We start from the raw sequence: 23,235 nt of genomic DNA, 5'->3' as shown, positions 1-23,235 counted from the left end.
TTTTCTCCCTCAGTGCACAACCGGCACGGCGATATGACGGGCGCAGAGTTCATCCATCACGGCAAGGCCGAGAAAGGACAGCGACGGGGCGGCTTTCAGCGGGCTGGCTTCCATTAAATCTTCCAGTAGCGCACAGGCAATCTGACGGCCTTTTTCCTCGCCGTGCTGACGTAAATAGAAACCTTCCAGTTCCGTGGTCATGGCATTTTCCAGCGCATCGAGGGTGAGCTGCGGATAGCGGTGCTGACGGGCGCACAGATTAAGCCAGGCACAGGCCACGGCGCGGCGATACAGCGCGGCGCGTAATACGGGCGGTAACGGCTGTTTCATACGTGACCCTCCCCGGTGAGCCAGCGCTGGTTGCAGCGTCCGACCACACCGTCGAGCTGGGCGGTCATGAGGTAAATCACGGAGGTGAGCTGTAACTGCTGCGCCGGGTCGCGGCGCACGGTGGTGCAGTCCTGCACCTGCATCAGTTCGCCGACGAGCCTGCCGACGTTACAAAGGTGTTCCAGACATTCGAGGTCATTCTGACTGAACGCGGCAAGGCGCTCTTTCTGTATTAAGGCCGGGTTATTAACAGGCATGATTCCGTCTCCTGAGCACGTGCGTATCCCTGCGCAGATACGCACATTTTATTTTTGGGTGTCGTTTTTAATTACAGATAATGGCGGTAGCTGTTATCCGGTTTTATTTCCGTTTCCGTTGCGACATTATTCCGCCATTTTCGCGCCACCGGCGCTGGCCGTCTGACCGGGGAAATATCATCCGGATACTTGTCGATATTTCGCGCGCGGTATTGCTGTAATTCCGGGTCAGCGGCAATTTCACGTAAAACAGCGTGACGGTTTTCAGGGCTGCGCTTAAATACGTCAGGACGCTCACAGGTAAAGTCCCGCAAAAAACGACGGAGCGGAATTTCTGCCATGCCGCCACCGGCAATAATACGAATAAGGATGGTGTAGGTGCGCCGGTACGGGTTCCAGACCAGCCCCGGACAACGGTACGGCATATCCCACGGAATACCACCGGCCAGCACGCCCGACACCACCACGTCAGGAAAACCTGAACAGCGGTAGATTTCACCCGGCTGAGGGAAATCAAACATGGTGCTCACCTCCGTTCGCGGACGACGGGGCAATAAAATTCCGACACAGGCCTTTGGCCTTGAGCTCCTCCAGCACGTAGCTGATGTCCTCATGCAGATAACTCAGAATATGAGGGACGGAAAGCTGGTGCAGGCCGGAGAGCTCACGCTGTTTCAGATCCAGCCCGACAAAATGCGTCATGGCGCTGGCGCGGTTGAGTTTGTGAAACGATTCGGGGCTCAGGTGCTCACTGATGGTATTGAGGTCATCACGACACGCTGAGACGGTCTGAGTGCTGTTATGCATGGCACACCTCCGCAACCGGCAGGCGGGCAGCAAGGGAAAGAACGTAATCGCGAACAAGGGAGCGACGTGCGGTGTGTTCGTCACCGGCAACAGTGCGGAGCATACAGATACGGGGCGTGCGGTCTGCGCGGCGAACGGCGGCAAACACAAAAATAAATTTGGGGTGTAACGGGGTGAGGGTCGTAGCCATTAGGGCAGTCTCCATTGAGTAGCGGTTACTGCTACCACCGGAAACGCCAATTTCACTGGTGGCAGCCCGAACGGGGTTGGCGTAACCGGCCTCAATGAACACCGGCCAGCCCGAAGGCTGCCCCGCCCGGACTACCATTATATGACAGGAACCATGATGTACACATAAACACCACAGCCCAGAAAATGGGTGTGCCTGAGCTACGACATAAAAAAAGACGCATAGCGCGTCCGATGTCGCCATTGAGTTACACGGAACGCCAATTCCGGCTGCCGATTTTGCGACAGCGGGAAAACTGTACCAGGAAACACACAACAGATGCAAGCCAGAAAAAGGGGCTTTTTGAAAGCGGCTCTGATTCATGCGTCACATTTCCGGTTGCGGTGAGCGATACGTTCCGCCATCCATGCAGTCACCTCGGACTGAAGCCAGGCGACGTTTTTCCCCCCGAGGGAGACCTGAGCCGGAAAAGCGTCACGGGCGATTAAATCGTAGAGCGTCGAGCGGGACAGGCCGCACTGATGGATCACTTCCGGGAGGCGTAAAAAACGCTCCAGAGTCGGGGCTGAAACTGGCGTTAAATGTGCGCCAGAGCGGGAAGCTGGAACTGATAAAGCCGTGTGCATAACGCTACCTCATGAATATCCACAGAGATCCGAACGTATCCGTCCGGAATCGGGTAGCTCTCTATTTTGTGAATATTTCTGCATGATGCAACAAGTGCATTTTGTATAAAGCATGACACAAGCTGTCTGAATATTAAGCAATGAAATTTCGAATGGCTTTAAGTTGCTTTAAATGGCTTTGAGTGTGAATGCAAATTGAGAATTGATTATTTATATCAATGGGAATAAATAAATTAATAGGAATTAACATAAACCGTAAAAATAGCAAAACTCCTGTGAGTGAACAGTAGTGAACAGTTGGTGAACACTTTACCCTCAACTGTTCACCTCTTAACTTACTGTATTAACTATATTTTTATTTGAAGTGAACAGTAGTGAATAGTTATATGTAAAAAAACAAACAGAGAGAGGGTTATCCTGCGACCTTTCTCTGGCCAGCCGCGTTTTTTAGCCTTCGTTTGTGCTGTTTCTGCCACAACGGCAATGGGTCGAGTTGTTGTGCGGGGCGATGCAGAATCTCCTCAGCTTGACATCACTGAGGAGTAACAACATGACCACCACGACCATTCCTGACTATCTGACTCCGGCATTCCGGCAACTGGATGCGGCCAGAGCTGAGCATATTGAAAACGCCCGAATGATGGATGACACCGCCACCGCGATTGCCCGTACCGCACAGCAAAAAACCGAGCTTGAGCAGGAGAGCGGGAGTGACGCGAGTGAATGGCGCACGGCATTTCGTGCAGGTGGTGCAGTGCTGACGGATGAGCTGAAAAAACAGCATCTGGCGCGTGTGGCTTCCCGTGAACTGGCACAGGAGTGTGACCAGCTTGCTGAGGTGCTGACTTTTGAATACGACCGGCTGAAAGGTAACTGTGACAGCACGGCCAGAGCATACCGTCAGGCGCATCACAACGTGCTCAGCCAGTACGCGGGAAAAGAGCTGGATAACGCACTGCATGATACGTGCGGGGTACTTGTCCGGGCGATGAAACTGAAAATGCTGGCGATGAGTAATCCACTTGCGAATAACATCGGGACTCAGGGTTACACCGAACCGGATAAAGCGGTCATGCAGGAGGTAAAAGCGTGGCTTGAGCAAGCGGTGAAAGACTGCCACATCAGCCTGGCTGATGAACCTGTGCTTTACAGAAGCGGGCTGTCAGCGGAGACACTGCCACATATGAATTACGGCGTGGCCGCCACTGTCGGCAAACGTAAGGTCTGGTTTGAAAAATTACGTGAGCGTGAAGCTGACCTGAAAGCCCGGGGGTTACTGGCATGATGCACTGCCCGTTCTGTAAGTGTCCGGCACATACCCGTACCAGCCGCTATCTGTCTGAAACCGTCAAACATGCCTATTACCAGTGCACCAACATTCTCTGTTCGGCCACATTCCGGACGATGGAGTCGGTCGACTCGGTCATCCGGCCACCTTCAGAGACGGATTTAACGGATGACGAATTTATCTCGGATCATGCCAGTAAAGCGAAAAAACAAAGTCTGTAACGTCGACGGAGACGCCCGATGACAACATTAATGCTGGAGCAGGCTTTTGAAACCTGCCAGAACAACAAAACCAGCTGGCTGACCCGCAAACAGGAGCTGGCCGACACCGAACAGGAATATGGCGAGCTGTTAGTCAGCGGCGACAATGGTCGCCCCCGGACGCTGAATATGCTGCGCGATATTATCGACGTGAAAAAATGGGAGATTAATCAGGCCGCCGGGCGCTATATACGGTCGCATGAGGACGTGCAGTGCATCAGCATACGTAACCGCCTGAATGATTTTATGCAGGTGTACGGCACGGAGCTGGCCGCTGCGCTTGCTCCTGAGCTGATGGGCTATAACAACCAGCATCCCGCTGTAAAACACTGCGTGATGCAGCATTCAGTCGATTATCTGCGTGAAGCGCTGTCAGTGTGGCTGGCCGCCGGTGGAAAAATAAATTATTCCGCACAGGATAATGACATTTTAACGGCCATCGGATTCAGGCCTGACGTGGCTTCGCGGGATGATAATCGTGAAAAATTCACGCCTGCACAAAACCAGAATTACGTCCGAAAACGCGCTGAACTGGCCGCGCAGTAGCCTGTCAAAAAATCCCCGTAAATCCCGCCCTTTTTCCCGAGTTAAGCCATGCATGCATAAGGTGCATGGTTTTGCATGCGTTTTCACGCTCCCGCCTACCCCGCCAGCGCCAGCTCTGGCGCGGCCTGAGGTCGCCCATGCACCTGCATTAAAAGCGACCCATTAAGCGGGCAGGCGGGGCGGGGAGAGCATTGCGCGCGCAGGCAGGAGCGTATACAGAGTGGTTACCACCTCATCAAGCCGGACACGTAACTCAGTCACCATAGGACAGCACCCTGTCAAATACACCTGAGAGCATCTCTGAGAATTAAGAACTAAAATTGATAACTCAGTGCTGAACTGAGTTCAAGGCCTCATAACAAACCTTCAATTAGTGGTACTATAGAAGATAGTATTTTCTTAATGCCTAAACTTGCGTAACTAAATAAAAACCCATTAATATAATTAAAACTTCCCCCTCCAAGATTACAACCACATTCACAATTAATTATTTCATGGAGAAAAAAATGAACTATGAGTTGTTTTTAAATTTATGTGATAAGTTAGTTACAAATATAACCCTCCCTCAAATAGACAGTAAGGATGGCTATGTCAAAATAAAAAGCATTTCAGGAGATAATATCTACCTAATCAGAGAGAAACTAATATACCTACAAAAGAAAATAGTTTATGAGCACATAGTTAATGGAAGGCCATTAAATCCATACATGTCCTATGTATGCACGTTAATTGATGGCTCAAGAGACAATACAAAAAATAAAGAGCAAGGAAAAGCCTCAACTATTAAATGGGATGAAATAATAAGCGTTTTAGGGGAAATTAAAGACACCAACAGCCTTATGAGTGAAGATGGACATTTCGAAATTACATATGCAAAATATTTTGACTTTAGCCGCTCCTGTGCAAGACTAATAAAAAACGGATTTCCAATAATCGAAATAGAAGACAGTTTCTATTTCGACAGTAATTACCATCACCAATTATCCATAGAGATTGGAAGACTTGCCACTTCAATTGGTGGATGTAATATCTTGCATGCAGTTTTTGAGAGCATTTCCAATAGCTATGACTCCAGCCAAAAAAGATTCCATATTCATCGCTCACTTTCTATGGGTCATGATAGGCCTTTACCTGCTATACCATGGGCATATTTGATTGCGTTAGGCACAAAATATTCAAATAGTTTTGGCGATAGTAACCGCGAGAACAACTTTCCCAAATTAATTAATTTATTAACCGATATAGTTGCTGTCTTTGAAGTTCAGGATTATAGCCCATATGAATCATGGTACGTTGACCATTATGGTTTAACCAAATTTTTATCTGACGAAGTTGTGTTCGACAACCTGTATTGCATAGCCCAAATGCACAGTGGCCACGTGACTGAAATCTTAAACTATGTAGTAAACTCATCTGAATTTAAAAGTTTAAAAAGCCATGGTTTTTCCATAGGAAAAATATACAAAAGCGGGTTGACATTACTTAGTAAAACTTTAGATCATCAGATCACTCATATTGATCATAACAACATAAAGAAAATATTGAATTTAGACCCCAAAAAAAACACAGCTATAATTAACAATATCCTTCTCAATAAATCCCCTAACCACTCTTTAGAATTCCCTCCCAAAAGCACCAACATTGATAATAACTTTAATATATTGACCCCATTGAAAAGTTCCTATCTTCTATTACCACGACCTTTATCTTCTTTAGCATTTCTTAATAATACATTAAACTCTATCATTGCTCCTGATGGCAAAAGAAATAAACATAACGATGCAACACTAGGACATGTAATCGAGAGATTTGTTAAGGATAAACTATTATCTTATGGGATTTTCTTTCATAGCGGAAATTTTGTTAGTAAAGATGGATTAGTATATGGGGAAAGTGATATAACAATTGAAACTGACAACGCCATAATTTTTATTGAGATAAAAAAGAAAGGAATGACAAGACTATCAATGTCAGGAGTCGATTACTCAATTCTGTCTGATTTAGGTGGTGGATTGATTCATGCCACAAGCCAATGTTTCAAGGCTGAGCGCGTTTTACGATGTGATGGTAAAATTAACATCGAAGGATCTTCCCCTATAATATATAAATCACAAAGAGTAATTAAAATTGCCTTAACTCTTTATGATTATGGAAGTTTTCAAGACAGAATGACGATTCGTTCAATTTTAACTAACTCATTGGGTGCAACATTTAAAGGAGCCAATTCGAGCATTGATAAAAAACTTAATAATTGGAAAGAACACATAAATGAATTATCAACACATATTCAATGCCTTAAGGATTCCAACCAACTTGATGCCGAACCATTTCACAATCTATTTTTCATGAGCATATCTCAGTTGCTGATGATACTAGAAGATAAAGGTTCTAGCGAAGGTCTTGTGAAAGCTTTAATAACGCTTTCCTCAATATCACATTCGACTAGAGATTTCTACAAAGAGTATTCCCTTTCCAAAAAATACATTAAGGCCTAAAGCGCCCCCAAAAACAGTGGATTATCTTTGACAGTTGCTAAATTAAATTAATACGAGTGACTGTCAAAGCCATCTCGATTTAACAATTAAAAATTTCGACAATTTTCATTTTCCAACAAGAGCATAATCGTAAGGTGTTATAGTTTTGTTCTTATTTATATCAAGATAATCAGCCCACCACTGCACCATTAACCTACGTTCATCCAAATGCTCAGAAGTATGAATATAAGCCGCACGTACATTATTACGCTCTGTATGGCTCAACTGACGTTCAATCGCATCATCGCTCCACAGCCCCGACTCACCCAACGCCCCACGCGCCATCGTCCTAAATCCATGCCCGCAGACCTCAGTTTTAGTGTCATATCCCATCGTACGCAATGCGCTATTTACCGTATTTTCACTCATAACCTTGGATGCATCATGATCCCCCGGGAACAGGAGCTCCTTATCACCACTAATCTGCTTTAACTGCTCTAACAAAATCACCGCTTGTCGACTAAGTGGAACAATATGCTCCTCTTTCATCTTCATTCCACGATACGAATAACGCACGCCTTTAATTTCTTCTCGTTTTGCAGGTACTCGCCAGAGAGATTTATCGAAGTCGAACTCATCCCAACGCGCGAAACGTAACTCACTGGAACGCACAAAAGTTAGTAAGGAAAGCTCGACCGCGATCCGTGTCATTACACGACCACGATAAGCAGCAAGACGAGCAAGAAATTCAGGGAACCGGCTTGAGGGCAAAGCGGGGTAATGTCGCGCTTTAGTTGTCGATAGCGCACCGGCCATATCACTGGCTGGATTTGAGTCGATGTAATCGTTCTGAACTGCATAACGCATAATAGCCGTGACACGCTGCTGAAGACGCTGCGCGACGTCATGCTTACCACTGGCATCAACTTTTTTAATAGGGGCTAACAGGTGGCTAGTTTTGAGCTGGCGAATGTCGGACGAGCCGATATGAGGGAAGATATAAAGCTCAAGATAGCGAAGAACGCGCGATCGATGGTCTTCGCTCCAGCGCTTGTTACTGGCATGCCATTCACGAGCGATAGTTTCGAAAGTATATGCCCCCGAGTTCTCGGCCTGAGCCTCTTTCTGTTCGGCTTTTGGATCAATACCCTGCACTAGCAACTTTTTGGCTTCATCGCGTTTTGCTCTTGCCTGAGCAAGTGTCACAGTAGGCCAAACACCAAAAGCGAGGCGATCCTCTTTTTTGTCAGAGGGGCGTCTGTATTTCATACGCCAGTACTTAGAACCCTTGGCCGAAACTTCGAGATACAAACCGCCACCATCGGCCATTTTGTAGGTTTTGTCTTTTGGCTTTGCGGTCTCGACCTGTCTGGCGTTGAGCTTCATTTGGGGGCACATTTCTAATCGAAGTTAAGATGCCCCCAATTATGCCCCCAATGACATCCGGATTTCAACGGACTACCTCGGACAACTCGGGACGGAAAAACCGCTGCAAGCATTGATTTTAAAGGGTTTGATGGACTTTCTCGGATGGTCTTGGAAGTATTAATGGTGCCGAAGGCCGGACTCGAACCTAAGTCTCCATAACCTGCTGTAATCACGTTCCTATTAGCCTTTAAAAGAACAATCGTAGGACCTTTTTGTTCTAGGGGCTATATCTTAAGTTTGATCCGGTGAACGGAATCAAACCGAATGTTCGTGACGTCACAAAACACCAACGAGCCATACCTGTCTTTTGATGTTTATGGAGGTTTACTGGGTCGGGAGGAAAGAACATTTGTCAGCTATGTGAACGTTAAGTAAACGCCACTGCGTTCGGATTTTGAATCCAGTTAAACCCCGACAGACCTTGTTCAGAATAACCATTTAACTCAATGTTATTTATATGAATTAAGCCATTCAGCGTCAAAGTGAAACGCCACCGTAACGCCTACGTAATGCACCCGCATTTTGCTGTTTTATTCACTCTTATAGAAACAAAGGGCTGATGAAACGTAAGACTATCAGCATCTAATGAATACTGTTCATCCATACAGCATGAAAATTCATAAACTTACACTTGAGCTACTTTCTCAGTTTGTCCCACCGAACCGCAGATACGATACCCCAGTTGCCGCTAGGATTAGGCCTACGCCATTTTGCTGTCTCCATGCTACGAAGATACTCAAGAGCTTCAGAAAACGTGCCAAAACGCTTCTGAGCCGCTTTATCACCTACACCAAACGAACCATCGCGGGTGCTTGCCAGTCCGGGATGAAAACACGAGCCATCAGCTGCATAGGGGACCAGTAATTCCGGGTCACTATCTTCAGATGAATCAGACACCAACAGTTGCCACGGCTCAACACTCAGAGCGTTAGCCAGCACCTCAATCGCATCCAAAGACGCATTAGAACCGCCGCGTTCAATGCGGCTCATATAGCTACGAGCAAACCCACACCGATCGGCAAAGGCTTCCTGGCTCATTCCGGTGGCAATGCGCAACTCTTTTACTCGTTGTCCAAACAGTTTTCTCAGGGTCATTTTCATGCCCTGAATTTGCGCAGATGTCCACTAAAGAGCCACGCTCCAATAGTGACATTTCGAATCAATAGTCTATGATGCGATAACTGACACCGCTGGGGTGGATTCTGAGGGATAACAACATGTCAAAAACACGGCTTAGTAAGCCCGGATTTTCAGCCAAGTCTGTGCTGACCATTATGTTAATCGCTGCGTCATCTGCATCTTATGCAGCAGAAAGCATCGATCAACTGGCGACGCGCATCGGTATGGATCACTTCCGGGAAGCGATCAAAAAGGGTGATCGCAGCCCCTTCAAAACGCTGCCGGCAAAAGGCTATAAAAACGGACTTACCGGGTTGCTCATCAAAACTAACACCTACATTAACCCCGAATACAGCTTTGCTGATTGCGATACGGACACCGTTATTATCTCGGTGCAAGAACACAAAACACTCCCTGGTTGCCGCATATCTCTAAAGCTAGCGACTAAAGATGCTGACGGTAGCTATCACGATAATGGCATTCGCATTGAATATGGTATTGCCACCGGCTCCAAAAAGTTTATCGCCAACAATTCAGCGTGGGCGCAACATGCCATCAGCGGTGATAAAGTGCTGGAAGGAGCTCTCCACCCGGATAAAACGAATAACCATAAAGATCAAATGTGCATGGGTATGGCACAATTCACCTCAAACGTAACCGAAGGCCGAAACAGTGGAATGACGAAAGAAGAATATTATCAACGACTTGATAATATGAACGGTAAGTCAGATGTCACACCTCAAATGATCACGCTATACAAGAGCTTTGTTGACTACGTGTATGATCATCCAAGACAAGATGCTAAAGTTTCGGCGGCATTTATTTACGCTAACTGCCTGAATACCTTCTAGTTATGCTCTGAATTTAGAAATTAGCCTAAGAGCATACTTTGGAACTAATCTCTCTTGTTAATTCACTCTTGCACGGCAACAAAGAGGGCGAGACACATTTAGAACTAGCAAAGAAATACTACTACTTTGCACAACTTCGTTGCGATCTTGCCCTATGTGTGTCTCCATAATTTTTTCTTCATCTTTCAATATTTTCGTGAAATACTTCGAAAAACCACATTTGAGAGATGACTGTATGAGCGTTGGCATTGTCACATTTCACAAGCATACCCAGCTTGGTTTTTACCGTTATGGTCATGATGATTATTGTGAACCACTTGAAATGGATGCCCTTCTCTCATCTCTCCATGTGTGGTTTCAAGATAGAGTGTCACTTGAAGACACGCTTCTTTGGGATGACGAAACTCCTGGCTACTCTCATCGTAAAAAGGTTTATCTAAAATCAATCGAAAAAGATGAGGAGACTGGCGAGTATATTCTTGTCCTTTGGAGAGCGGTGGGAAGTGGGGATGGTGTTTACGGCATTAAAGCTGATGCGCGGCTTGATGACAACACTTTATATGATGCTAATAATGCAGCAGATGGAGCGCGAGTCATTTGGGGTGAAGCCTCCTATTACTGGTTTATCCCATCTAAAAACTTGTTTGCGTCTATCCGATTCTCTAACTCAATCGCAGATACTAACCTGATGAATTTATTTTTCAGGGATTTTGTCTGGTTACACGCAGACATAAGAGAAAAACGACGAGAAGTTAGAGAGGGAAAAACAGGAGCTTACACAACCGTATCGTTTCCTGCACAGCAAGCCGGTGAAACTGGAAATCTGTGGTTTCGTATCAGTTCAAAACAATATACAAAACTCACAACACGAGCTGATCTTGGAGCTATCGCCCGTGACATAACGCATTTTGTAAAGCGTGAGGTGATTGCCGCAAGAGAAGTCGATCAAGCCGACTGGACAAGATTTTTCGGAAGGCTTCCATTCGTCTCTGCTGAAATTACAAAAGATACCCGTAAAGTAGAGATAAATATTGAAGCGAAACCTACGGCAGAAGAATTGCAGCAAATTTTCGAGCAATATGCCGAGGATTATAATGGCGGTTTAGACGGCTGGCGTAACCTTGGGTTTAGAAAAGAAGGTGTTGGTGGTATTTGTTGGTTAAATAGCTTCGTTGTAAAAAATGTTCTGCCAATAGATGATACAACTGGTGGCGGCGTGGACGATACAGGCCATTATACGGCTCAGCGGCTGTTTACTGCTCTACAATTCAAACGCGATGGTTTGCTTGCTCCATTCGGCGTTGGCGTGGCTGAAGCTGCTGCCCCCCAAGCAGTTCGGGAATTACCATGAAGAATTACACAATTATAGCCTGGCATCTACCTTTAGCTGTGGCAGTAACTTATATTAGTTACTGCTTTAGGCTAGATATTACCTTTAAAGATGTTGAACCTATAATCTCAATTTTGCAAAACACATCAGCAATGATTTTTACAATCATGGGTATCTGGATTGCCTATGTTTATCCAAATGCTGTTTTAAAAATTGTTCAACCCTCAAAAGTGACCACAATTTTCTCAGAAGATGACCTAAAAAGAGTAAAACTATTAGTCGGGGTGGTAATTTCCTCAGCATTTATTCTCTTATTATTATTAACTGGAGTTACGTTAAAAACATTCCTGATAAAAACTGTTATTTTTGCACAACACCGGCAAGCATTTACAGGCGTTGGGCTATGGTGTTTACTGTCTCTAATTTATGCGCAATTGTTTTGTATTTATGCGGTAATCGCATCAAGTGTAAACTTCATTATCGACTTAAAAAACCTAAATACAAAAAAGCGTTTATCGGAAAAACTTGATGGAAAACAACGATAACATACATCTTAATTATAAAAGCGCATTTTAATGCGCTTTTATTTTCTTTAACGATCTCAATTGTTAGTGAATCATATCCTTCGCTGTCATTGAAATTAAAGTAATGTTTGCGATATCGACTTGGCAGACAGCGGATTTCAAATAAAATACCCTCGTAAGCAGGTCATGCCAAATCAATTCACACATAGGCCTTCTGACATTAATCTAAGATCGCTGCTATCGTAGCTCTGGAAACACCGTATCTGCGCGCTAACGCGCTGACACTCATACCGCTATTATTTTGCCCTATAATTGTTCTACGGTCTTCTGGCGCTATTTTAGACGGTCTTCCCAATTTCTTGCCTTCCGCTTTTGCTCGCGACAAACCCGCTTGAGTGCGTTCAATCAGTAGATCACGCTCCATCTCCGCAACCGCTGCCAACATCGACAATAGAAGCTTACCGGCAGCAGAAGTGAGATCAGTTGTTCCAAGCTGGTGGACGATCACCTTGATGCCGCGATCAGATAACAATCGGACTGTCTGGAGCACGTCAATAGCATCACGCCCCAGACGGTCGAGTTTTGCCACTACCAGTGTTTCACCGGTTCGAATTTTGCCAAGCATTTCAGCAAACGCCTTACGCTGAATTGCTTGAACTTTCCCGCTAACAATATCGGCAAACCAAAAGTCAAACGTCCAACCAGCTTGCTCAAGCTCCAACCTCTGGTTCTCCGTATCTTGCTGAGCGGTAGAGACACGCCCGTAGCCGAAAATCGCCATTCTCAACACCTCTCAATACCTGTCAGAAAACGGTGTCAACAATAGGACGCCTGCCAACAATTGCCAAGGCTAATTTTCCAACAGTCTAAAAGCGACCTGCGGATAGGTGCCGGAAAACGGTCGTTTGTTGGCATTCATCTATCATCCAGTGCGGAGAGCAACTCTCAAATTTTTCATATATGGATTTAAATTCAAAAACGTTCCATTAATATTCATAGAGGCTTGGGTCAACATTTGGAAAAGCCATAACAAGCTTCCTCGCTGCGCAGTTACCGCCACCCATTTATTTTTTGGTGTCTTCTGCCGATCTTCATCATCCAAAAACCCGTTCGGGAAATTATCGAATGTAACAAAACCTCTATCGAGTAAAAATACCCCATCTATCGATTCACTTGGGACGCTAATTCTCTGCTCTCCCAAGGGTAAATCGTTTCCAGTAATACCTAATTTATTCTCTATATCAATGATCCAACCAAGAACCGTATCCATCAGCTGAGGACCATCATAGGCGACAACGAAGTTGAGAATGGCAGGAGGGATATAACCACTACTGAAGGACCACTGTTCATTTTTTTTAAGTCTCTTCGCCTGATAGGCAGCAGTAATAGCTTGCTCCATTCCCGCTTTATCAAGGGTGGACTTAACTTCTATCGTTGCGATCACTGACTCCACGAGAAAGCCACTCACACCACCACCAAAATCGAGCTTAGGAAGGCTACGTTTATAAATCACAATATCAAACTGCCGCCGTGGTGAATTTGGCGAGGAGTCACTATCGATTATTTCGCCTGTTCCAATTGCAAGTGTTGAAGGTAAGTGGGCCTCTAAAAATTCCCTGATGAAAGCTTCTCTCGGCGTTCCTTTGTGCAAAGAGTGACCAGAATTTGCCGGAATTTTAGAAGTGGCAAGAAGTTGCTCTTCCACTGCCGACATATGAGCTAATAACATTGAGCCACCTGTTAACCTATTGTATTAATGTTAATCATTTATAACGACAAGCCAAATCGACTACGGTGTCGACAATCAATTATACAGATACTGATGCTATGTGTTGTTCGACATGAGTCAAGTGCGTTCAGAATATGAACGCACTTGACTGATATATAACACTTTTATTGAAGTTAAGCCTATGCTATTTTGGTCGAGACATCTATCTCATGCGGTAAACCGGTCCGGATAGATGGAGCATTACCGCTCTTTTGCGGAAAACGTCAGGATGGGAACTCTGCGTAACGTTGATTGTGGTAGGTAGGGCGCGCAAGCGTTTGATGCAGCCAAGCAGAGGGTGAAAGTAGCTATCGGCGGATTCTTGAGTAGCTTCTTTTGCGCATAATGCATCTTTCAAGAAAGGTCGTCACACCACGAGGAAGACTTGATCTTCATCTGGCAAGGGGAACCGAGCAAACCTACAGGCTATCTTCTCAGATGGCCTTAGGGTTGATATGTCCGGCTTCCCCCCCGAGGAAGGGTTAACCTCTTAAAGAACAATTTATGTTTTAACATTTTTAACTATTACACTTCTCTGCTGTTTGGTGTCTTAAAGCGTTCCCATCAAAAGTAAACCTGCCGCTTTTGCCTCACCTGCCTAGCAACCAAACACGAACCAGAAGCTGCTAACCTTCAACGTGTTCGCGGTGCAAATGCAGCCAGATATGCTATGCGCGAAAAAGTGAACCTCCTAGGTTTGGAAGCGCCCCTCTCAGGCATTGCGTCCAAAAACTTCGGTGGTGGCAAAATCATCCTTATACTTGCAGATAAACATTGTTGAAAAATTCTCTCCCACATAGTTCAATTAACCACTTAGGATTTTTCTGATCTCCTTTCTCAAGGAAGCTTATGCCCGTATCCAATTATTACCAAGCCCAACCGGATTGTTATGTGCGCTTTGATTGGGGTGGGATTTCCCTAGAAGGCGAGTTTTTCAGCTATGAGGAGTATGGTCGAGATATCGATCCGAAATGGGGATACATCCGACCATTTGATAGAGCCATCAGACAACAACTAATCGATAATTTACAAGCAACTCACGGGATTGATCTTCTGACATTCACCTCTCAAGGCGACCTGATCACCTGTGATGCTTTTGTCACCCATAAAGATCTGCAGGCAGCACACCAAGTTCTCGTAGAGTCCTTTGATTTCGTTGATGAATCGGAGCTTACAACTGAAAGGGAACACATCGGTAACTGCCGTATCGATTTGATAAGACGCCAATACATTGTCGGCAGTAATCTTAAAGGGCCCAAAGAGTCTTTGGACAACCTCAATGCAGAGTTTCTTAAATGGGTAACACCTTTCTACACGCCGTTGCGTTACGAGCGGAAATGGTTAACCAAGCATCGTAAAGGGTTATTACGTTTTGGCGCGCTCGTTGCTGTCGCTGTTTTTGCCTATATCCACTACGGCTGATAATAGAAAAGCGAGACCTGTCCTGCGGTTTTGAGAAACCAACTTCATTCCGCACCATATTTACATACTGCACTTAATAAAAATGCGATAAGGACAAATCGAATGAAAAAAGTAATGATGAAAACTGTTTTAGCCAGTTTGGTTGTATCCAGTATTACTGTGTTGACGGGTTGTGTGACCTCACCAGATATGGAAGCAGCTAAACAACCGCTGGGTAGTATAGTCAGTGTTGTTAACGTTCCCGGGGTTAAAAAGGATGCACTTTACAGTAGTTCCAAAATTTGGGTTGCAAAGGCCTTCACTGATTCTAACAGCGTAATCCAATATGCCGATAAAGAAGAAGGTTCGATTGTTGGCAAGGGGAATGTTAAATACCCATGTGACGGTTTTAATGATTGCCTAGCTAATGAAGATGTTCGATATAAATTCACTATGAAAATCGACACAAAGGATGATAAAGCTCGCATCACCTTTGATGATATCCACATTTATCGTCCGGCCCATGTAACCAGCGGGATTGCGTTCCCTGCCATAGATTCGCCAAATATGACTGTTGGTGGACAAGCAAAAGCCAAAAAAGCGTTGAATGATATTGTGGAACAATACAAACGCGAGATCGTGACTGAAAGTAGCTCTGCTGCAAAAGACTGGTAACAGCCATCAGCTCAAAAACTTGCCGGATTAGTTTTTGAGCTTTTATATCTGGGATTATGTGTGGCCGCATAATGATAGTTATGACAGGTTATCACACGGCATTTTTATTCCATTCGAAAGCAACCTGTTTCACTTGGCTACGCTAGCAACTTTATGAGAGCGCCGCAAATTCCGCGCCATGATTTCCACTACCTTCTTTAAAAAACTCGCCAGAGAGCTTCCTGGCGGGTTAAATGCGCATGTCATCACCTATACAATCAGCCAGATGTCACGATGAAACGAAGTTCATAACCTCTACCAGTAGGCCAGACTTTTTTTACTGAAGAGACTTTCCACCCATCGACGCTCCATTCACCTTCTTTCCCATCACTGAGTAAACCAACAATGTCGGCAACTTTTCCGGGAGAATGAGGAAACATCTTTTTCATTATTTCAAATGAACCGTTTATAAAATAACCTCGGGCAATTTTGACGGCATTTGGATCTTGATTATTCATATTAAGCATGAGCATCAATTTCTTTGTTTTGTCCTGATTACCTGATACGTAGTAAGCGATGTTATTGTTCATAGTGTCGCCACTATTCGGCGTTTCTATCTCAAAATAGGGTGTTCCGCACGTATAGTCTTCGCTGCCTTCAGCATATGGTTTATAGGTTGACGGAGTTTTAATGAATGGCATTTCTGAAAGAAAATGGCAAGCATCTGAAGGAACCGGGTCAGGTATGCTAACGGCGAAACCTGGAGAGGAGATAATGGACAGCAACAAAAAAATAACCTTTTTATTCATGGCAAAAAATCCTGATCAAGCGAACCCTGTAAGATGTGTTTTATTGACCCGAGCACCATGCATGAAAGGTTACAATGTCAGGTCGTAACAATCCGTGTAACTAGTTTATCGGTCAGTTCAGCAGACACTTTATACCGCCGCCATGGTATCGATGTTGTTTCGTTTGGCAACTCGCTTCATGACCCGGATTGCTACTACCTCATTCGCGCCTTTGACAGCGCTGAAAAAATGGCTGCGGTTCTCAATGCTTTTTATGCAAGCGATGACTGGCACAGAGGTCCACGCGAAAACATCGTTGGCAGCATAGAGACCAGCATTAAAACAGTGATGAATCTACCACCTAAAAGCGTGGAAGGGCAGCGGGTGCAATCGTAGGTTATATGGATTCACCAGACGCATTTTAAGCGCCTCAAAATTTGGCACTATGAAATCCATTACCCTTAAAAAAAAATGCGCCAGGAAACGTCCCAGCGCATTCAAGAGCACAACTCAACTGAATAGTAACTGACTCAACCTGTTTGTTTGCCACGCTTTCTTCGCAGCGCATCTCTTACAGCATCCAGCCCATCAGGAATGTTGAATCTCGCTATCTCGGGCAAAGAAAAATCAATCTTTTCGACAACCTCAACCATGTGAACCGGTTTTAAATCTTTGCTGTATCGCACTTCAGTTTCTGTTTTGCCGCGCACATGCCCAAGTAGCTGCCCACGTAGTTCCGAACTAACACCCTTCTCTTTAAGCAAAGTTGAAACAGAATGCCGGAAAGAGTGGAAAGATTTGCTTCTGTCTCTTTCAAGTTTTAATCGACCCGCAAGCAATGATTCATTGAACCATGCGGAAACCGGCCTACCATAGCCTTTAGTTTTATGTGGTTTAAGCTCGGGAAAAAGACGGTCATACCCGGCAGCTTTCAACGCATCCACATACTCGATAAAACCGAGTTCAATCAGCGTAGAATGAACCGGAATCTTGCGTCGGGAATTGGCGTTTTTTAGTTTCTTTCCGTTTTCGCTATCGCTTTCAAGGTTCAGGTAATAAACGCCGTCATCTGCCAGAACATCGTCCAGCATTAACTGTGCAATCTCGTTAACCCTTGCCCCCGTCATCAAGCCCAACAACGGCGCCCAATAGTGAAACGGGCAATATTGATGGAATCGCCCTTGCGCATTACGTTCAACAGTTCCAGCCACAAACCACGGTTGCGAAAAAATTGCCTTAGTTTCATGCGGTTCAAATATGTCAGTGTGATCCTGCTCTCGCTCACCTTTGTCATCGGGAGGGAAAAAGTTGTCGCATGGCGATTTCAGAAACTTACCATCATCAACAGCCCACTCCATTGCACCATAAAGGCCGTTGATATACTTTTTGACAGACTCTTCTGTCATCAGTTTATCGCCACATTCTGCCGCTTTGGCGATTAACTCATCCAGCGTCTTAACCCCGTGCTTACCTTTCATCAAATTACGGTTAGCAGGAATTGTGCGCAACTTGCTCTCATAAGCCCGGAGGAAATCACGGTCGAAATCTTCCAACTGAATATCCCCCATCACTTCAATCATCAAATCGAAGTAATAGCGAATATCGCGAAGCGCCGCTTCTGATACCTTGCCCTTACGCCGATGTTTCAAATACTCTTCACGAAGCCATGACAAGTTTTCATTGTAATGTTTGCGGTGAACATATTCGTTAGCGATAACAGGAGCGACAAGAGGCACGGCAGGGTGAATGCTAACTGCTGGTGGCGTGGTCTTAACCAGCCATGTAAGTCGAAGGCCTTCAGCATGAACTTTGCTAATCAAGAGGCTATCAGCAGTTATATCTACGCCGGGTAAATCGAAGAACCAACCTCCACTTTGGTTATCACCACTAGTTCGAAATGCAGCCTCTCCTTCGGATACTCCAGCGCTCAACAGACAATCTAAAGTATGCCGGGGATTGAAGGGGCGGAGATAACCATTTGCGAAGCTCTCGATACCCAGCTCAAACGCGCTATTGAGAATGATGACTTCTTTAGGTTGATCCTTTTCATCATCAGACTGTTTTTCTCGTTTTGCACCGGGTTCCCGCTCTACTGCATTAAATTCATCAACATAGAAACCGAACTGACCAGTCGCCAGCCAGAATACCGGGAGGTTACGATTAATCACCTCTCGAATCAATTGCGATATAGGCAACTCGATTGACTGAGCAAAGTTAGAAAGCGAGATCATACCCTCACCAGCAAGCAGTGGGGCGCAGTCACTTAAAGTTCGATAGTCCAATTGTTCATACTCTTGTAAGGTCTGATACCAGACCGCCAACAGGAGCGCGGACTTCTGCTTTGCTTCATGAAGATCGTGAGTGCCTGTTGAAGTGTGAATCTCACACTGTCCTGCGTATCGACGAAAACGTTGGGGAACGCTAATGCGGACAACATAAATGCCGCTGGTTCGACGATAGAGGTTATAACGCTGAGACATCGCCTCGTATACCCTTTTGTAAGAGGGGCTACGCGATTTCAAGCAAGATTATGCATTAAATTGTTTTAAAACAATGACTTAGATGATACTTGGTGCCGAAGGCCGGACTCGAACCGGCACGTATTTCTACGGTTGATTTTGAATCAACTGCGTCTACCGATTTCGCCACTTCGGCACTGAAGGGGATGCGGAAACGTTGTGGATTATACCTGTCGCGCGCCGCCATGCAAGCGGCGACGCACCAAACCCGCGCTAAGTGTCGAAAAAACCAGCGCAACCCTCAGTCCAGCTCTGAAACTGCCAGCCGAATCACTCCCGCGGCCTGCTTCTCCGGCAGCGTCAGCACCTTCGCCCACATCTCCTGCACCATATCGCAGGAAAGCTTCTCTTTGCCCACCGCCTTCTCTGGCATCTGCAGCAGCTGAATATCCTCGCCGTATTTGTCGGCCAGCGCTTTCATTATCGGGCGGACATCGGTCGCGGCGGCTTCACGTTCTGCCGGGGTCACGGTGTGGCGATCTTTGCCGTAGGCCGAGCGCATCATGTCGGCATCGGCCTGCATGCGGCGCTGCATCATCGGTTTATCCAGCACGCGCATTGGGTTAACGCCCCCCTTCACCGCCGGGTAGAGGAAGCGAAAACAGGCGTCGTCACTCACCTTCTGGATAGCAGCGGTCTGCTCCATGTTGGCCTTCATATACGCCACCACGCTGACGTCCGGGGCGTATTGCAGGCGCGACATCTGCAGGTTCAGGATCTGCGGCTGGATCACGTCGATGATGTGCTGCTCAGACTCACCCGCTTTCTGCATGGTGAGGATCTGGTCGCGGATGCGTTTCTGTAACGCAGGCTCCTGCTCTTTCAGCACCTGCCAGGCGGGCATGGCATTGAGGGTAGTATCAAGCTGTTGCTCAGGGTCTTGCTGCAACCGTTGCTTGTCAAAATAGACCCAGAACGCCACGGCGGCGGCCACAATAGCCACCACGGCAATACGCATCCACGTTCTTCTCATCTCGATATCGCATCCTGTTGATGTGTCGGTTTACACCGGCACGCCGCTATGGAAGCGAAACGCGTTATCCGGTGTCGAGATAAGTGTGGCTTCAATTTCACCAAAAAGCTTTATTCGGGGGGAGATATCATTGTCACTCACCCGTTGGGCAAGCGTCAGATAGTCCTGATAATGCCGTGCTTCCGAGCGCAGCAGCGAGAGATAGAACTTCTGCAACTCGTCGTCCAGGAACGGGGCCAGCGCGGCGAAGCGTTCGCAGGAGCGGGCTTCAATGTACGCACCGCAGATAAGCTTGTCGATCAGCGTCAGCGGTTCGTGGGTACGCACTTCTTTCAGCATCCCTTTGGCGTAGCGGCTGGCGGTGATTTTCACATACGGAACGTTGCGCGCCAGCATCGCCTCGCGCACCTGCCAGAAGTGGTGCAGCTCTTCTTTTATTAGCAACACCATGCTGTCGATCAGTGCCTGGCCCCACGGGTCGTCGGTTTTGGGCATCACGCTTTTGCCAATCTGCTTATGCAGGGCCACAAAATCCGGCTCCGGGCCGTCGCGGAAGGTAAAGGCTTCGTAAGGTTTGAGCCAGTCGAGCAGCGCGTCGGCTCCGCTTTCATCGGCGACGTATTTGCGCACCAGCAGCAGCGCGGTCTGTGCAGCCTTCAGCTCGCACACCATATGGTCGGTGAGCAGCAGCGGCAGGTTAGCCGGGTCGCGGGCTTTGTCAATCCATGCTTGCGGGGTTGGGCACTGGAGGAAGTTGAGTACGGGGGCGAGAATCTGCGGGTAATCCATTTTTTAACCTTGAAAAAGCGGTGGCAAATGCCACCGCCTGAAACGCTTAGTGACGCACGCCATCGTCGTCTTCATCGACGTAATCTTCGTCGTCTTCGTCGCCGTCTTCACCGTTCGGATCTTCGAAGTAGGTTCCCCAGCCGTCGTACTCCACGTCAAACTTCTCGGCCAGGTTCATCAGCTGTTCAACCTGTGCGTCGATAAGCTCCGCTTTCAGCGCGCCTTCACTCAGGATGTCGCAGCAGATGACGGTGTCGCCCTCTTCCACTTCCAGCTCTTCCGGCTCAGTCACTTCGTAACCCAGTTTGAAGGCTTCAACCGCCAGTTTTTCCAGCGCATCGAAATCGTCGGCAGAGAAATGGTGCTCGATGGTGTACAGCGCGTCCGGATCGCTACCGTCTTCCAGCAGCTCTTCAATAATCAGACGCGTCTCTTCGCGTTGCTCTTCCAGGTGTTCCGGGTTTGCCATGGCTCATTCCTCTTTAAAGTGCGGCAGATACTTCTATTTTCACACACGGACGTGTTTGCCTCCACCTTTGTAAGAAAGATTTGTTAAACAGGGTTGCAAATGAATATTCATACATATAAAGTGAATTTTAATTCAATTAGTGGCGTTTGCCATGTGAGGATAAAATGTCTGATCTGTATAAGAAACACTTTCTGAAATTGCTCGATTTTACGCCTGCACAGTTCACCTCTCTGCTGACCCTTGCCGCACAACTCAAAGCGGATAAAAAAAATGGCAAGGAAGTACAAAAGCTTACTGGTAAAAACATCGCGCTCATCTTCGAAAAAGACTCAACCCGTACACGATGCTCTTTCGAAGTTGCCGCATTTGACCAGGGCGCACGCGTTACGTATTTAGGGCCGAGCGGCAGCCAGATTGGGCATAAAGAGTCAATTAAAGACACCGCTCGCGTGCTGGGCCGTATGTACGACGGCATTCAGTATCGCGGCCACGGTCAGGAAGTGGTCGAAACGCTGGCGCAGTATGCGGGCGTACCGGTCTGGAACGGGCTGACCAACGAGTTCCACCCGACGCAGCTGTTGGCAGATCTGCTGACCATGCAGGAGCACCTGCCGGGCAAAGCATTTAACGAGATGACGCTGGTCTACGCAGGCGATGCGCGCAATAACATGGGCAACTCAATGCTCGAAGCGGCGGCATTAACCGGGCTGGATCTGCGTCTGGTGGCACCAAAGGCCTGCTGGCCGGAAGAGAGCCTGGTGGCCGAGTGCAGCGCACTGGCAGAGAAGAATGGCGGTAAGATCACCCTGACGGAAGATGTGGCGGCTGGCGTGAAAGGGGCGGACTTCATCTATACCGACGTGTGGGTATCGATGGGCGAGGCGAAAGAGAAGTGGGTGGAACGTATCGCTTTGCTGCGCGGCTATCAGGTGAACAGCCAGATGATGGCGCTGACCGGCAACCCGAACACCAGGTTCCTGCACTGCCTGCCCGCCTTCCATGACGACCAGACCACGCTCGGCAAGCAGATGGCGAAAGAGTTCGATCTGCACGGCGGAATGGAAGTGACGGACGAGGTGTTTGAGTCGGCGGCAAGCATTGTGTTTGACCAGGCAGAAAACCGGATGCACACCATTAAGGCGGTGATGGTCGCGACGCTTGGGGAGTGATCCTCTGCGGTCTGGTGCCCTCACCCCAGCCCTCTCCCACGGGGAGAGGGAGTAAACATTAAAAAACGACAACAAAGTTGTCATTTTTGCTTTTGCCTTGCACGGGGAGAGGGAGTAAACATTAAAAAACGACAACAGAGTTGTCGTTTTTGCTTTTGCCTTGCACGGGGAGTGGGAACAAGCCCGTTTCAGGCAACCCGCATTTTGACGACGACTTTTCTGACCTGCGCAGGCGCACCCACCGCGCACAGCGGCTTGTGTACTTCACCCGGCCAGAACACCACAAAATCCCCTTCGCTTAGCACCACGGTTTTCTCCTGCTCACCTTCCGGCAGAAACGCGATGTCTTTGTCCGCCAGCCAGTCGGTGTCCGGCGTGCCGTGCGGCAGGGTGCTGAAGGTCATCCCTTCCTGGCCTTTCATCATGATCTGGATATCCAGATAGTGCGCATGGTACTCGGCGCGACGCTCAGCAAACGGCTGGGTCATGTCTTCGGAAACCAGGTAAAACAGGTTGTTGCCGTTGATATCGTGCTTGCCCAGCGCCGTCGCGTCGGTGACGTGCGCTTTAACGTGCTCAATGGCCTGACGCAGTTCTTCTGGCAGCCAGGACTGCAGGTGGTGAATGTTGCCAACGATCATGATTAAACCCTCAATATAAAACGTCGTTTCAATT

Annotated in this window: 28 protein-coding genes and 1 tRNA gene; 12 read left to right on the top strand and 17 right to left on the bottom strand. The window is 47.0% G+C overall.

Annotated features, from left to right (window positions below):
- Positions 1-9: 9 nt before the first annotated feature.
- The 6 genes from ACHHZ6_RS15015 to ACHHZ6_RS14990 all read right to left on the bottom strand — a co-directional run bounded on the left by ACHHZ6_RS15015 (position 10) and on the right by ACHHZ6_RS14990 (position 2,210).
- Positions 10-330 (bottom strand): DUF5375 domain-containing protein, encoded by a 321-nt coding sequence (locus ACHHZ6_RS15015; RefSeq protein WP_182919334.1) that lies wholly within the window; start codon positions 328-330, stop codon positions 10-12.
- Positions 327-587: a hypothetical protein gene (locus tag ACHHZ6_RS15010; protein WP_395122533.1), complete on the bottom strand. Its 261-nt coding sequence runs from the start codon at positions 585-587 to the stop codon at positions 327-329. Before ACHHZ6_RS15010 ends, ACHHZ6_RS15015 begins: the two co-directional genes overlap by 4 nt.
- 71 nt (positions 588-658) lie before the next feature.
- On the bottom strand, positions 659-1,108 hold the full coding sequence (locus ACHHZ6_RS15005) for a hypothetical protein (RefSeq protein WP_395122531.1): 450 nt from the start codon (positions 1,106-1,108) through the stop codon (positions 659-661).
- A complete protein-coding gene (locus ACHHZ6_RS15000; RefSeq protein ID WP_395122529.1) occupies positions 1,101-1,394 on the bottom strand; it encodes a Derepression protein in 294 nt (97 codons plus the stop codon). The genes ACHHZ6_RS15005 and ACHHZ6_RS15000 overlap by 8 nt, the downstream gene beginning before the upstream one ends.
- A complete protein-coding gene (locus tag ACHHZ6_RS14995) occupies positions 1,387-1,947 on the bottom strand; it encodes a host cell division inhibitor Icd-like protein (RefSeq protein ID WP_395122527.1) in 561 nt (186 codons plus the stop codon). The genes ACHHZ6_RS15000 and ACHHZ6_RS14995 overlap by 8 nt, the downstream gene beginning before the upstream one ends.
- Positions 1,944-2,210, bottom strand: coding sequence for a helix-turn-helix transcriptional regulator (locus ACHHZ6_RS14990; RefSeq protein WP_395122526.1), 267 nt, complete (start codon positions 2,208-2,210; stop codon positions 1,944-1,946). Before ACHHZ6_RS14990 ends, ACHHZ6_RS14995 begins: the two co-directional genes overlap by 4 nt.
- Before the next feature lie 550 nt (positions 2,211-2,760).
- Between ACHHZ6_RS14990 and ACHHZ6_RS14985 the strand changes: the two genes are divergently transcribed.
- The 4 genes from ACHHZ6_RS14985 (at position 2,761) to ACHHZ6_RS14970 (ending at position 6,799) form a co-directional block, all read left to right on the top strand.
- On the top strand, positions 2,761-3,495 hold the full coding sequence (locus ACHHZ6_RS14985) for a glycoprotein 3 (protein ID WP_395122524.1): 735 nt from the start codon (positions 2,761-2,763) through the stop codon (positions 3,493-3,495).
- On the top strand, positions 3,492-3,719 hold the full coding sequence (locus ACHHZ6_RS14980) for an ogr/Delta-like zinc finger family protein (RefSeq protein ID WP_395122522.1): 228 nt from the start codon (positions 3,492-3,494) through the stop codon (positions 3,717-3,719). Before ACHHZ6_RS14985 ends, ACHHZ6_RS14980 begins: the two co-directional genes overlap by 4 nt.
- An 18-nt stretch (positions 3,720-3,737) precedes the next feature.
- The gene (locus ACHHZ6_RS14975; protein ID WP_395122520.1) at positions 3,738-4,304 is read left to right on the top strand and encodes a phage polarity suppression protein; all 567 of its coding nucleotides are present in this window, start codon (positions 3,738-3,740) and stop codon (positions 4,302-4,304) included.
- A 506-nt stretch (positions 4,305-4,810) separates the two neighbouring features.
- Positions 4,811-6,799: a hypothetical protein gene (locus ACHHZ6_RS14970; RefSeq protein ID WP_395122518.1), complete on the top strand. Its 1,989-nt coding sequence runs from the start codon at positions 4,811-4,813 to the stop codon at positions 6,797-6,799.
- Between the two features lie 105 nt (positions 6,800-6,904).
- On the opposite strand, the gene ACHHZ6_RS14965 is transcribed toward ACHHZ6_RS14970, so the two are convergent.
- Together ACHHZ6_RS14965 and ACHHZ6_RS14960 are read right to left on the bottom strand one after the other, a co-directional pair.
- Entirely contained in the window at positions 6,905-8,164 is a 1,260-nt protein-coding gene (locus tag ACHHZ6_RS14965) for a tyrosine-type recombinase/integrase (RefSeq protein WP_395122517.1), read from the bottom strand.
- Positions 8,165-8,842: 678 nt separating this feature from the next.
- Positions 8,843-9,301, bottom strand: a complete 459-nt coding sequence (locus ACHHZ6_RS14960; RefSeq protein WP_131824837.1) for a helix-turn-helix domain-containing protein — start codon at positions 9,299-9,301, stop codon at positions 8,843-8,845.
- A 122-nt stretch (positions 9,302-9,423) separates the two neighbouring features.
- Here ACHHZ6_RS14960 and ACHHZ6_RS14955 point away from each other — a divergent pair, with 122 nt between their 5' ends.
- The 3 genes from ACHHZ6_RS14955 (at position 9,424) to ACHHZ6_RS14945 (ending at position 12,051) form a co-directional block, all read left to right on the top strand.
- Positions 9,424-10,176: a hypothetical protein gene (locus ACHHZ6_RS14955; protein ID WP_063137463.1), complete on the top strand. Its 753-nt coding sequence runs from the start codon at positions 9,424-9,426 to the stop codon at positions 10,174-10,176.
- Positions 10,177-10,411: 235 nt separating this feature from the next.
- Positions 10,412-11,527, top strand: a complete 1,116-nt coding sequence (locus ACHHZ6_RS14950) for a hypothetical protein (protein WP_063137464.1) — start codon at positions 10,412-10,414, stop codon at positions 11,525-11,527.
- Positions 11,524-12,051 (top strand): hypothetical protein, encoded by a 528-nt coding sequence (locus tag ACHHZ6_RS14945; protein ID WP_395122514.1) that lies wholly within the window; start codon positions 11,524-11,526, stop codon positions 12,049-12,051. Before ACHHZ6_RS14950 ends, ACHHZ6_RS14945 begins: the two co-directional genes overlap by 4 nt.
- Positions 12,052-12,250: 199 nt before the next feature.
- Here the strand turns inward: ACHHZ6_RS14945 and ACHHZ6_RS14940 are convergent, their stop codons facing one another.
- Positions 12,251-12,811, bottom strand: a complete 561-nt coding sequence (locus ACHHZ6_RS14940; RefSeq protein ID WP_395122513.1) for a recombinase family protein — start codon at positions 12,809-12,811, stop codon at positions 12,251-12,253.
- A gap of 141 nt (positions 12,812-12,952) precedes the next feature.
- Positions 12,953-13,759, bottom strand: coding sequence for a DUF6602 domain-containing protein (locus tag ACHHZ6_RS14935; RefSeq protein WP_395122511.1), 807 nt, complete (start codon positions 13,757-13,759; stop codon positions 12,953-12,955).
- A gap of 888 nt (positions 13,760-14,647) precedes the next feature.
- Between ACHHZ6_RS14935 and ACHHZ6_RS14930 the strand changes: the two genes are divergently transcribed.
- Together ACHHZ6_RS14930 and ACHHZ6_RS14925 are read left to right on the top strand one after the other, a co-directional pair.
- Positions 14,648-15,220, top strand: coding sequence for a hypothetical protein (locus ACHHZ6_RS14930; protein ID WP_270755010.1), 573 nt, complete (start codon positions 14,648-14,650; stop codon positions 15,218-15,220).
- A gap of 102 nt (positions 15,221-15,322) precedes the next feature.
- The gene (locus ACHHZ6_RS14925; RefSeq protein WP_050437741.1) at positions 15,323-15,874 is read left to right on the top strand and encodes a DUF4468 domain-containing protein; all 552 of its coding nucleotides are present in this window, start codon (positions 15,323-15,325) and stop codon (positions 15,872-15,874) included.
- 257 nt (positions 15,875-16,131) lie between these two features.
- Here ACHHZ6_RS14925 and ACHHZ6_RS14920 read toward each other — a convergent pair whose 3' ends face one another.
- Positions 16,132-16,662: a hypothetical protein gene (locus tag ACHHZ6_RS14920; protein WP_395122509.1), complete on the bottom strand. Its 531-nt coding sequence runs from the start codon at positions 16,660-16,662 to the stop codon at positions 16,132-16,134.
- Between the two features lie 90 nt (positions 16,663-16,752).
- On the opposite strand from ACHHZ6_RS14920, the gene ACHHZ6_RS14915 reads away from it, so the two are divergent.
- A complete protein-coding gene (locus ACHHZ6_RS14915; RefSeq protein ID WP_395122544.1) occupies positions 16,753-17,037 on the top strand; it encodes an NIPSNAP family protein in 285 nt (94 codons plus the stop codon).
- Between the two features lie 134 nt (positions 17,038-17,171).
- Here the strand turns inward: ACHHZ6_RS14915 and ACHHZ6_RS14910 are convergent, their stop codons facing one another.
- The 5 genes from ACHHZ6_RS14910 to rraB form a co-directional block, all read right to left on the bottom strand.
- Positions 17,172-19,121 (bottom strand): tyrosine-type recombinase/integrase, encoded by a 1,950-nt coding sequence (locus ACHHZ6_RS14910; RefSeq protein WP_395122508.1) that lies wholly within the window; start codon positions 19,119-19,121, stop codon positions 17,172-17,174.
- A 90-nt stretch (positions 19,122-19,211) separates the two neighbouring features.
- Positions 19,212-19,296: transfer RNA gene (locus ACHHZ6_RS14905), tRNA-Leu, on the bottom strand.
- A 105-nt stretch (positions 19,297-19,401) separates the two neighbouring features.
- The gene (locus ACHHZ6_RS14900; protein WP_395122506.1) at positions 19,402-20,133 is read right to left on the bottom strand and encodes a topoisomerase II; all 732 of its coding nucleotides are present in this window, start codon (positions 20,131-20,133) and stop codon (positions 19,402-19,404) included.
- Between the two features lie 30 nt (positions 20,134-20,163).
- On the bottom strand, positions 20,164-20,922 hold the full coding sequence (gene miaE / locus ACHHZ6_RS14895) for a tRNA isopentenyl-2-thiomethyl-A-37 hydroxylase MiaE (RefSeq protein ID WP_395122504.1): 759 nt from the start codon (positions 20,920-20,922) through the stop codon (positions 20,164-20,166).
- A gap of 46 nt (positions 20,923-20,968) precedes the next feature.
- On the bottom strand, positions 20,969-21,391 hold the full coding sequence (gene rraB / locus ACHHZ6_RS14890) for a ribonuclease E inhibitor RraB (protein ID WP_182273565.1): 423 nt from the start codon (positions 21,389-21,391) through the stop codon (positions 20,969-20,971).
- A gap of 99 nt (positions 21,392-21,490) precedes the next feature.
- Here rraB and ACHHZ6_RS14885 point away from each other — a divergent pair, with 99 nt between their 5' ends.
- Together ACHHZ6_RS14885 and argF are read left to right on the top strand one after the other, a co-directional pair.
- Positions 21,491-21,586 (top strand): hypothetical protein, encoded by a 96-nt coding sequence (locus tag ACHHZ6_RS14885; RefSeq protein ID WP_230857839.1) that lies wholly within the window; start codon positions 21,491-21,493, stop codon positions 21,584-21,586.
- The gene (gene argF / locus ACHHZ6_RS14880; RefSeq protein WP_395122501.1) at positions 21,556-22,560 is read left to right on the top strand and encodes an ornithine carbamoyltransferase; all 1,005 of its coding nucleotides are present in this window, start codon (positions 21,556-21,558) and stop codon (positions 22,558-22,560) included. The genes ACHHZ6_RS14885 and argF overlap by 31 nt, the downstream gene beginning before the upstream one ends.
- A 188-nt stretch (positions 22,561-22,748) precedes the next feature.
- Here the strand turns inward: argF and ACHHZ6_RS14875 are convergent, their stop codons facing one another.
- Positions 22,749-23,201 carry a YhcH/YjgK/YiaL family protein gene (locus ACHHZ6_RS14875; protein WP_182273563.1) on the bottom strand — a complete coding sequence of 151 codons (453 nt, stop codon included), beginning with the start codon at positions 23,199-23,201 and terminating at the stop codon, positions 22,749-22,751.
- Positions 23,202-23,235 lie beyond the last annotated feature (34 nt).

The organism is Enterobacter cloacae complex sp. 2024EL-00214 (assembly GCF_043945575.1).
Lineage (GTDB): Bacteria > Pseudomonadota > Gammaproteobacteria > Enterobacterales > Enterobacteriaceae > Enterobacter > Enterobacter cloacae_P.
The sequence above is the reverse complement of the archived record's forward strand: the minus strand, read 5'-3'. Positions and strand labels throughout refer to the sequence as shown.

What these genes read in the sequence shown, in the direction of transcription:
- ACHHZ6_RS14965 (WP_395122517.1), bottom strand. Translation starts at nt 8,164, where the DNA reads ATGAAGCTCAACGCCAGACAGGTCGAGACCGCAAAGCCAAAAGACAAA.
- ACHHZ6_RS14900 (WP_395122506.1), bottom strand. Translation starts at nt 20,133, where the DNA reads ATGAGAAGAACGTGGATGCGTATTGCCGTGGTGGCTATTGTGGCCGCC.
- ACHHZ6_RS14995 (WP_395122527.1), bottom strand. Translation starts at nt 1,947, where the DNA reads ATGAATCAGAGCCGCTTTCAAAAAGCCCCTTTTTCTGGCTTGCATCTG.
- ACHHZ6_RS15010 (WP_395122533.1), bottom strand. Translation starts at nt 587, where the DNA reads ATGCCTGTTAATAACCCGGCCTTAATACAGAAAGAGCGCCTTGCCGCG.
- ACHHZ6_RS14980 (WP_395122522.1), top strand. Translation starts at nt 3,492, where the DNA reads ATGATGCACTGCCCGTTCTGTAAGTGTCCGGCACATACCCGTACCAGC.
- ACHHZ6_RS14975 (WP_395122520.1), top strand. Translation starts at nt 3,738, where the DNA reads ATGACAACATTAATGCTGGAGCAGGCTTTTGAAACCTGCCAGAACAAC.
- ACHHZ6_RS14950 (WP_063137464.1), top strand. Translation starts at nt 10,412, where the DNA reads ATGAGCGTTGGCATTGTCACATTTCACAAGCATACCCAGCTTGGTTTT.
- ACHHZ6_RS14935 (WP_395122511.1), bottom strand. Translation starts at nt 13,759, where the DNA reads ATGTTATTAGCTCATATGTCGGCAGTGGAAGAGCAACTTCTTGCCACT.
- ACHHZ6_RS14885 (WP_230857839.1), top strand. Translation starts at nt 21,491, where the DNA reads ATGAATATTCATACATATAAAGTGAATTTTAATTCAATTAGTGGCGTT.
- rraB (WP_182273565.1), bottom strand. Translation starts at nt 21,391, where the DNA reads ATGGCAAACCCGGAACACCTGGAAGAGCAACGCGAAGAGACGCGTCTG.
- ACHHZ6_RS14970 (WP_395122518.1), top strand. Translation starts at nt 4,811, where the DNA reads ATGAACTATGAGTTGTTTTTAAATTTATGTGATAAGTTAGTTACAAAT.
- ACHHZ6_RS14945 (WP_395122514.1), top strand. Translation starts at nt 11,524, where the DNA reads ATGAAGAATTACACAATTATAGCCTGGCATCTACCTTTAGCTGTGGCA.
- ACHHZ6_RS14990 (WP_395122526.1), bottom strand. Translation starts at nt 2,210, where the DNA reads ATGCACACGGCTTTATCAGTTCCAGCTTCCCGCTCTGGCGCACATTTA.
- ACHHZ6_RS14960 (WP_131824837.1), bottom strand. Translation starts at nt 9,301, where the DNA reads ATGACCCTGAGAAAACTGTTTGGACAACGAGTAAAAGAGTTGCGCATT.
- ACHHZ6_RS15015 (WP_182919334.1), bottom strand. Translation starts at nt 330, where the DNA reads ATGAAACAGCCGTTACCGCCCGTATTACGCGCCGCGCTGTATCGCCGC.
- ACHHZ6_RS14985 (WP_395122524.1), top strand. Translation starts at nt 2,761, where the DNA reads ATGACCACCACGACCATTCCTGACTATCTGACTCCGGCATTCCGGCAA.
- ACHHZ6_RS15000 (WP_395122529.1), bottom strand. Translation starts at nt 1,394, where the DNA reads ATGCATAACAGCACTCAGACCGTCTCAGCGTGTCGTGATGACCTCAAT.
- ACHHZ6_RS14925 (WP_050437741.1), top strand. Translation starts at nt 15,323, where the DNA reads ATGAAAAAAGTAATGATGAAAACTGTTTTAGCCAGTTTGGTTGTATCC.
- ACHHZ6_RS14940 (WP_395122513.1), bottom strand. Translation starts at nt 12,811, where the DNA reads ATGGCGATTTTCGGCTACGGGCGTGTCTCTACCGCTCAGCAAGATACG.
- ACHHZ6_RS14930 (WP_270755010.1), top strand. Translation starts at nt 14,648, where the DNA reads ATGCCCGTATCCAATTATTACCAAGCCCAACCGGATTGTTATGTGCGC.
- ACHHZ6_RS14910 (WP_395122508.1), bottom strand. Translation starts at nt 19,121, where the DNA reads ATGTCTCAGCGTTATAACCTCTATCGTCGAACCAGCGGCATTTATGTT.
- ACHHZ6_RS14920 (WP_395122509.1), bottom strand. Translation starts at nt 16,662, where the DNA reads ATGAATAAAAAGGTTATTTTTTTGTTGCTGTCCATTATCTCCTCTCCA.
- ACHHZ6_RS15005 (WP_395122531.1), bottom strand. Translation starts at nt 1,108, where the DNA reads ATGTTTGATTTCCCTCAGCCGGGTGAAATCTACCGCTGTTCAGGTTTT.
- ACHHZ6_RS14875 (WP_182273563.1), bottom strand. Translation starts at nt 23,201, where the DNA reads ATGATCGTTGGCAACATTCACCACCTGCAGTCCTGGCTGCCAGAAGAA.
- argF (WP_395122501.1), top strand. Translation starts at nt 21,556, where the DNA reads ATGTCTGATCTGTATAAGAAACACTTTCTGAAATTGCTCGATTTTACG.
- ACHHZ6_RS14955 (WP_063137463.1), top strand. Translation starts at nt 9,424, where the DNA reads ATGTCAAAAACACGGCTTAGTAAGCCCGGATTTTCAGCCAAGTCTGTG.
- miaE (WP_395122504.1), bottom strand. Translation starts at nt 20,922, where the DNA reads ATGGATTACCCGCAGATTCTCGCCCCCGTACTCAACTTCCTCCAGTGC.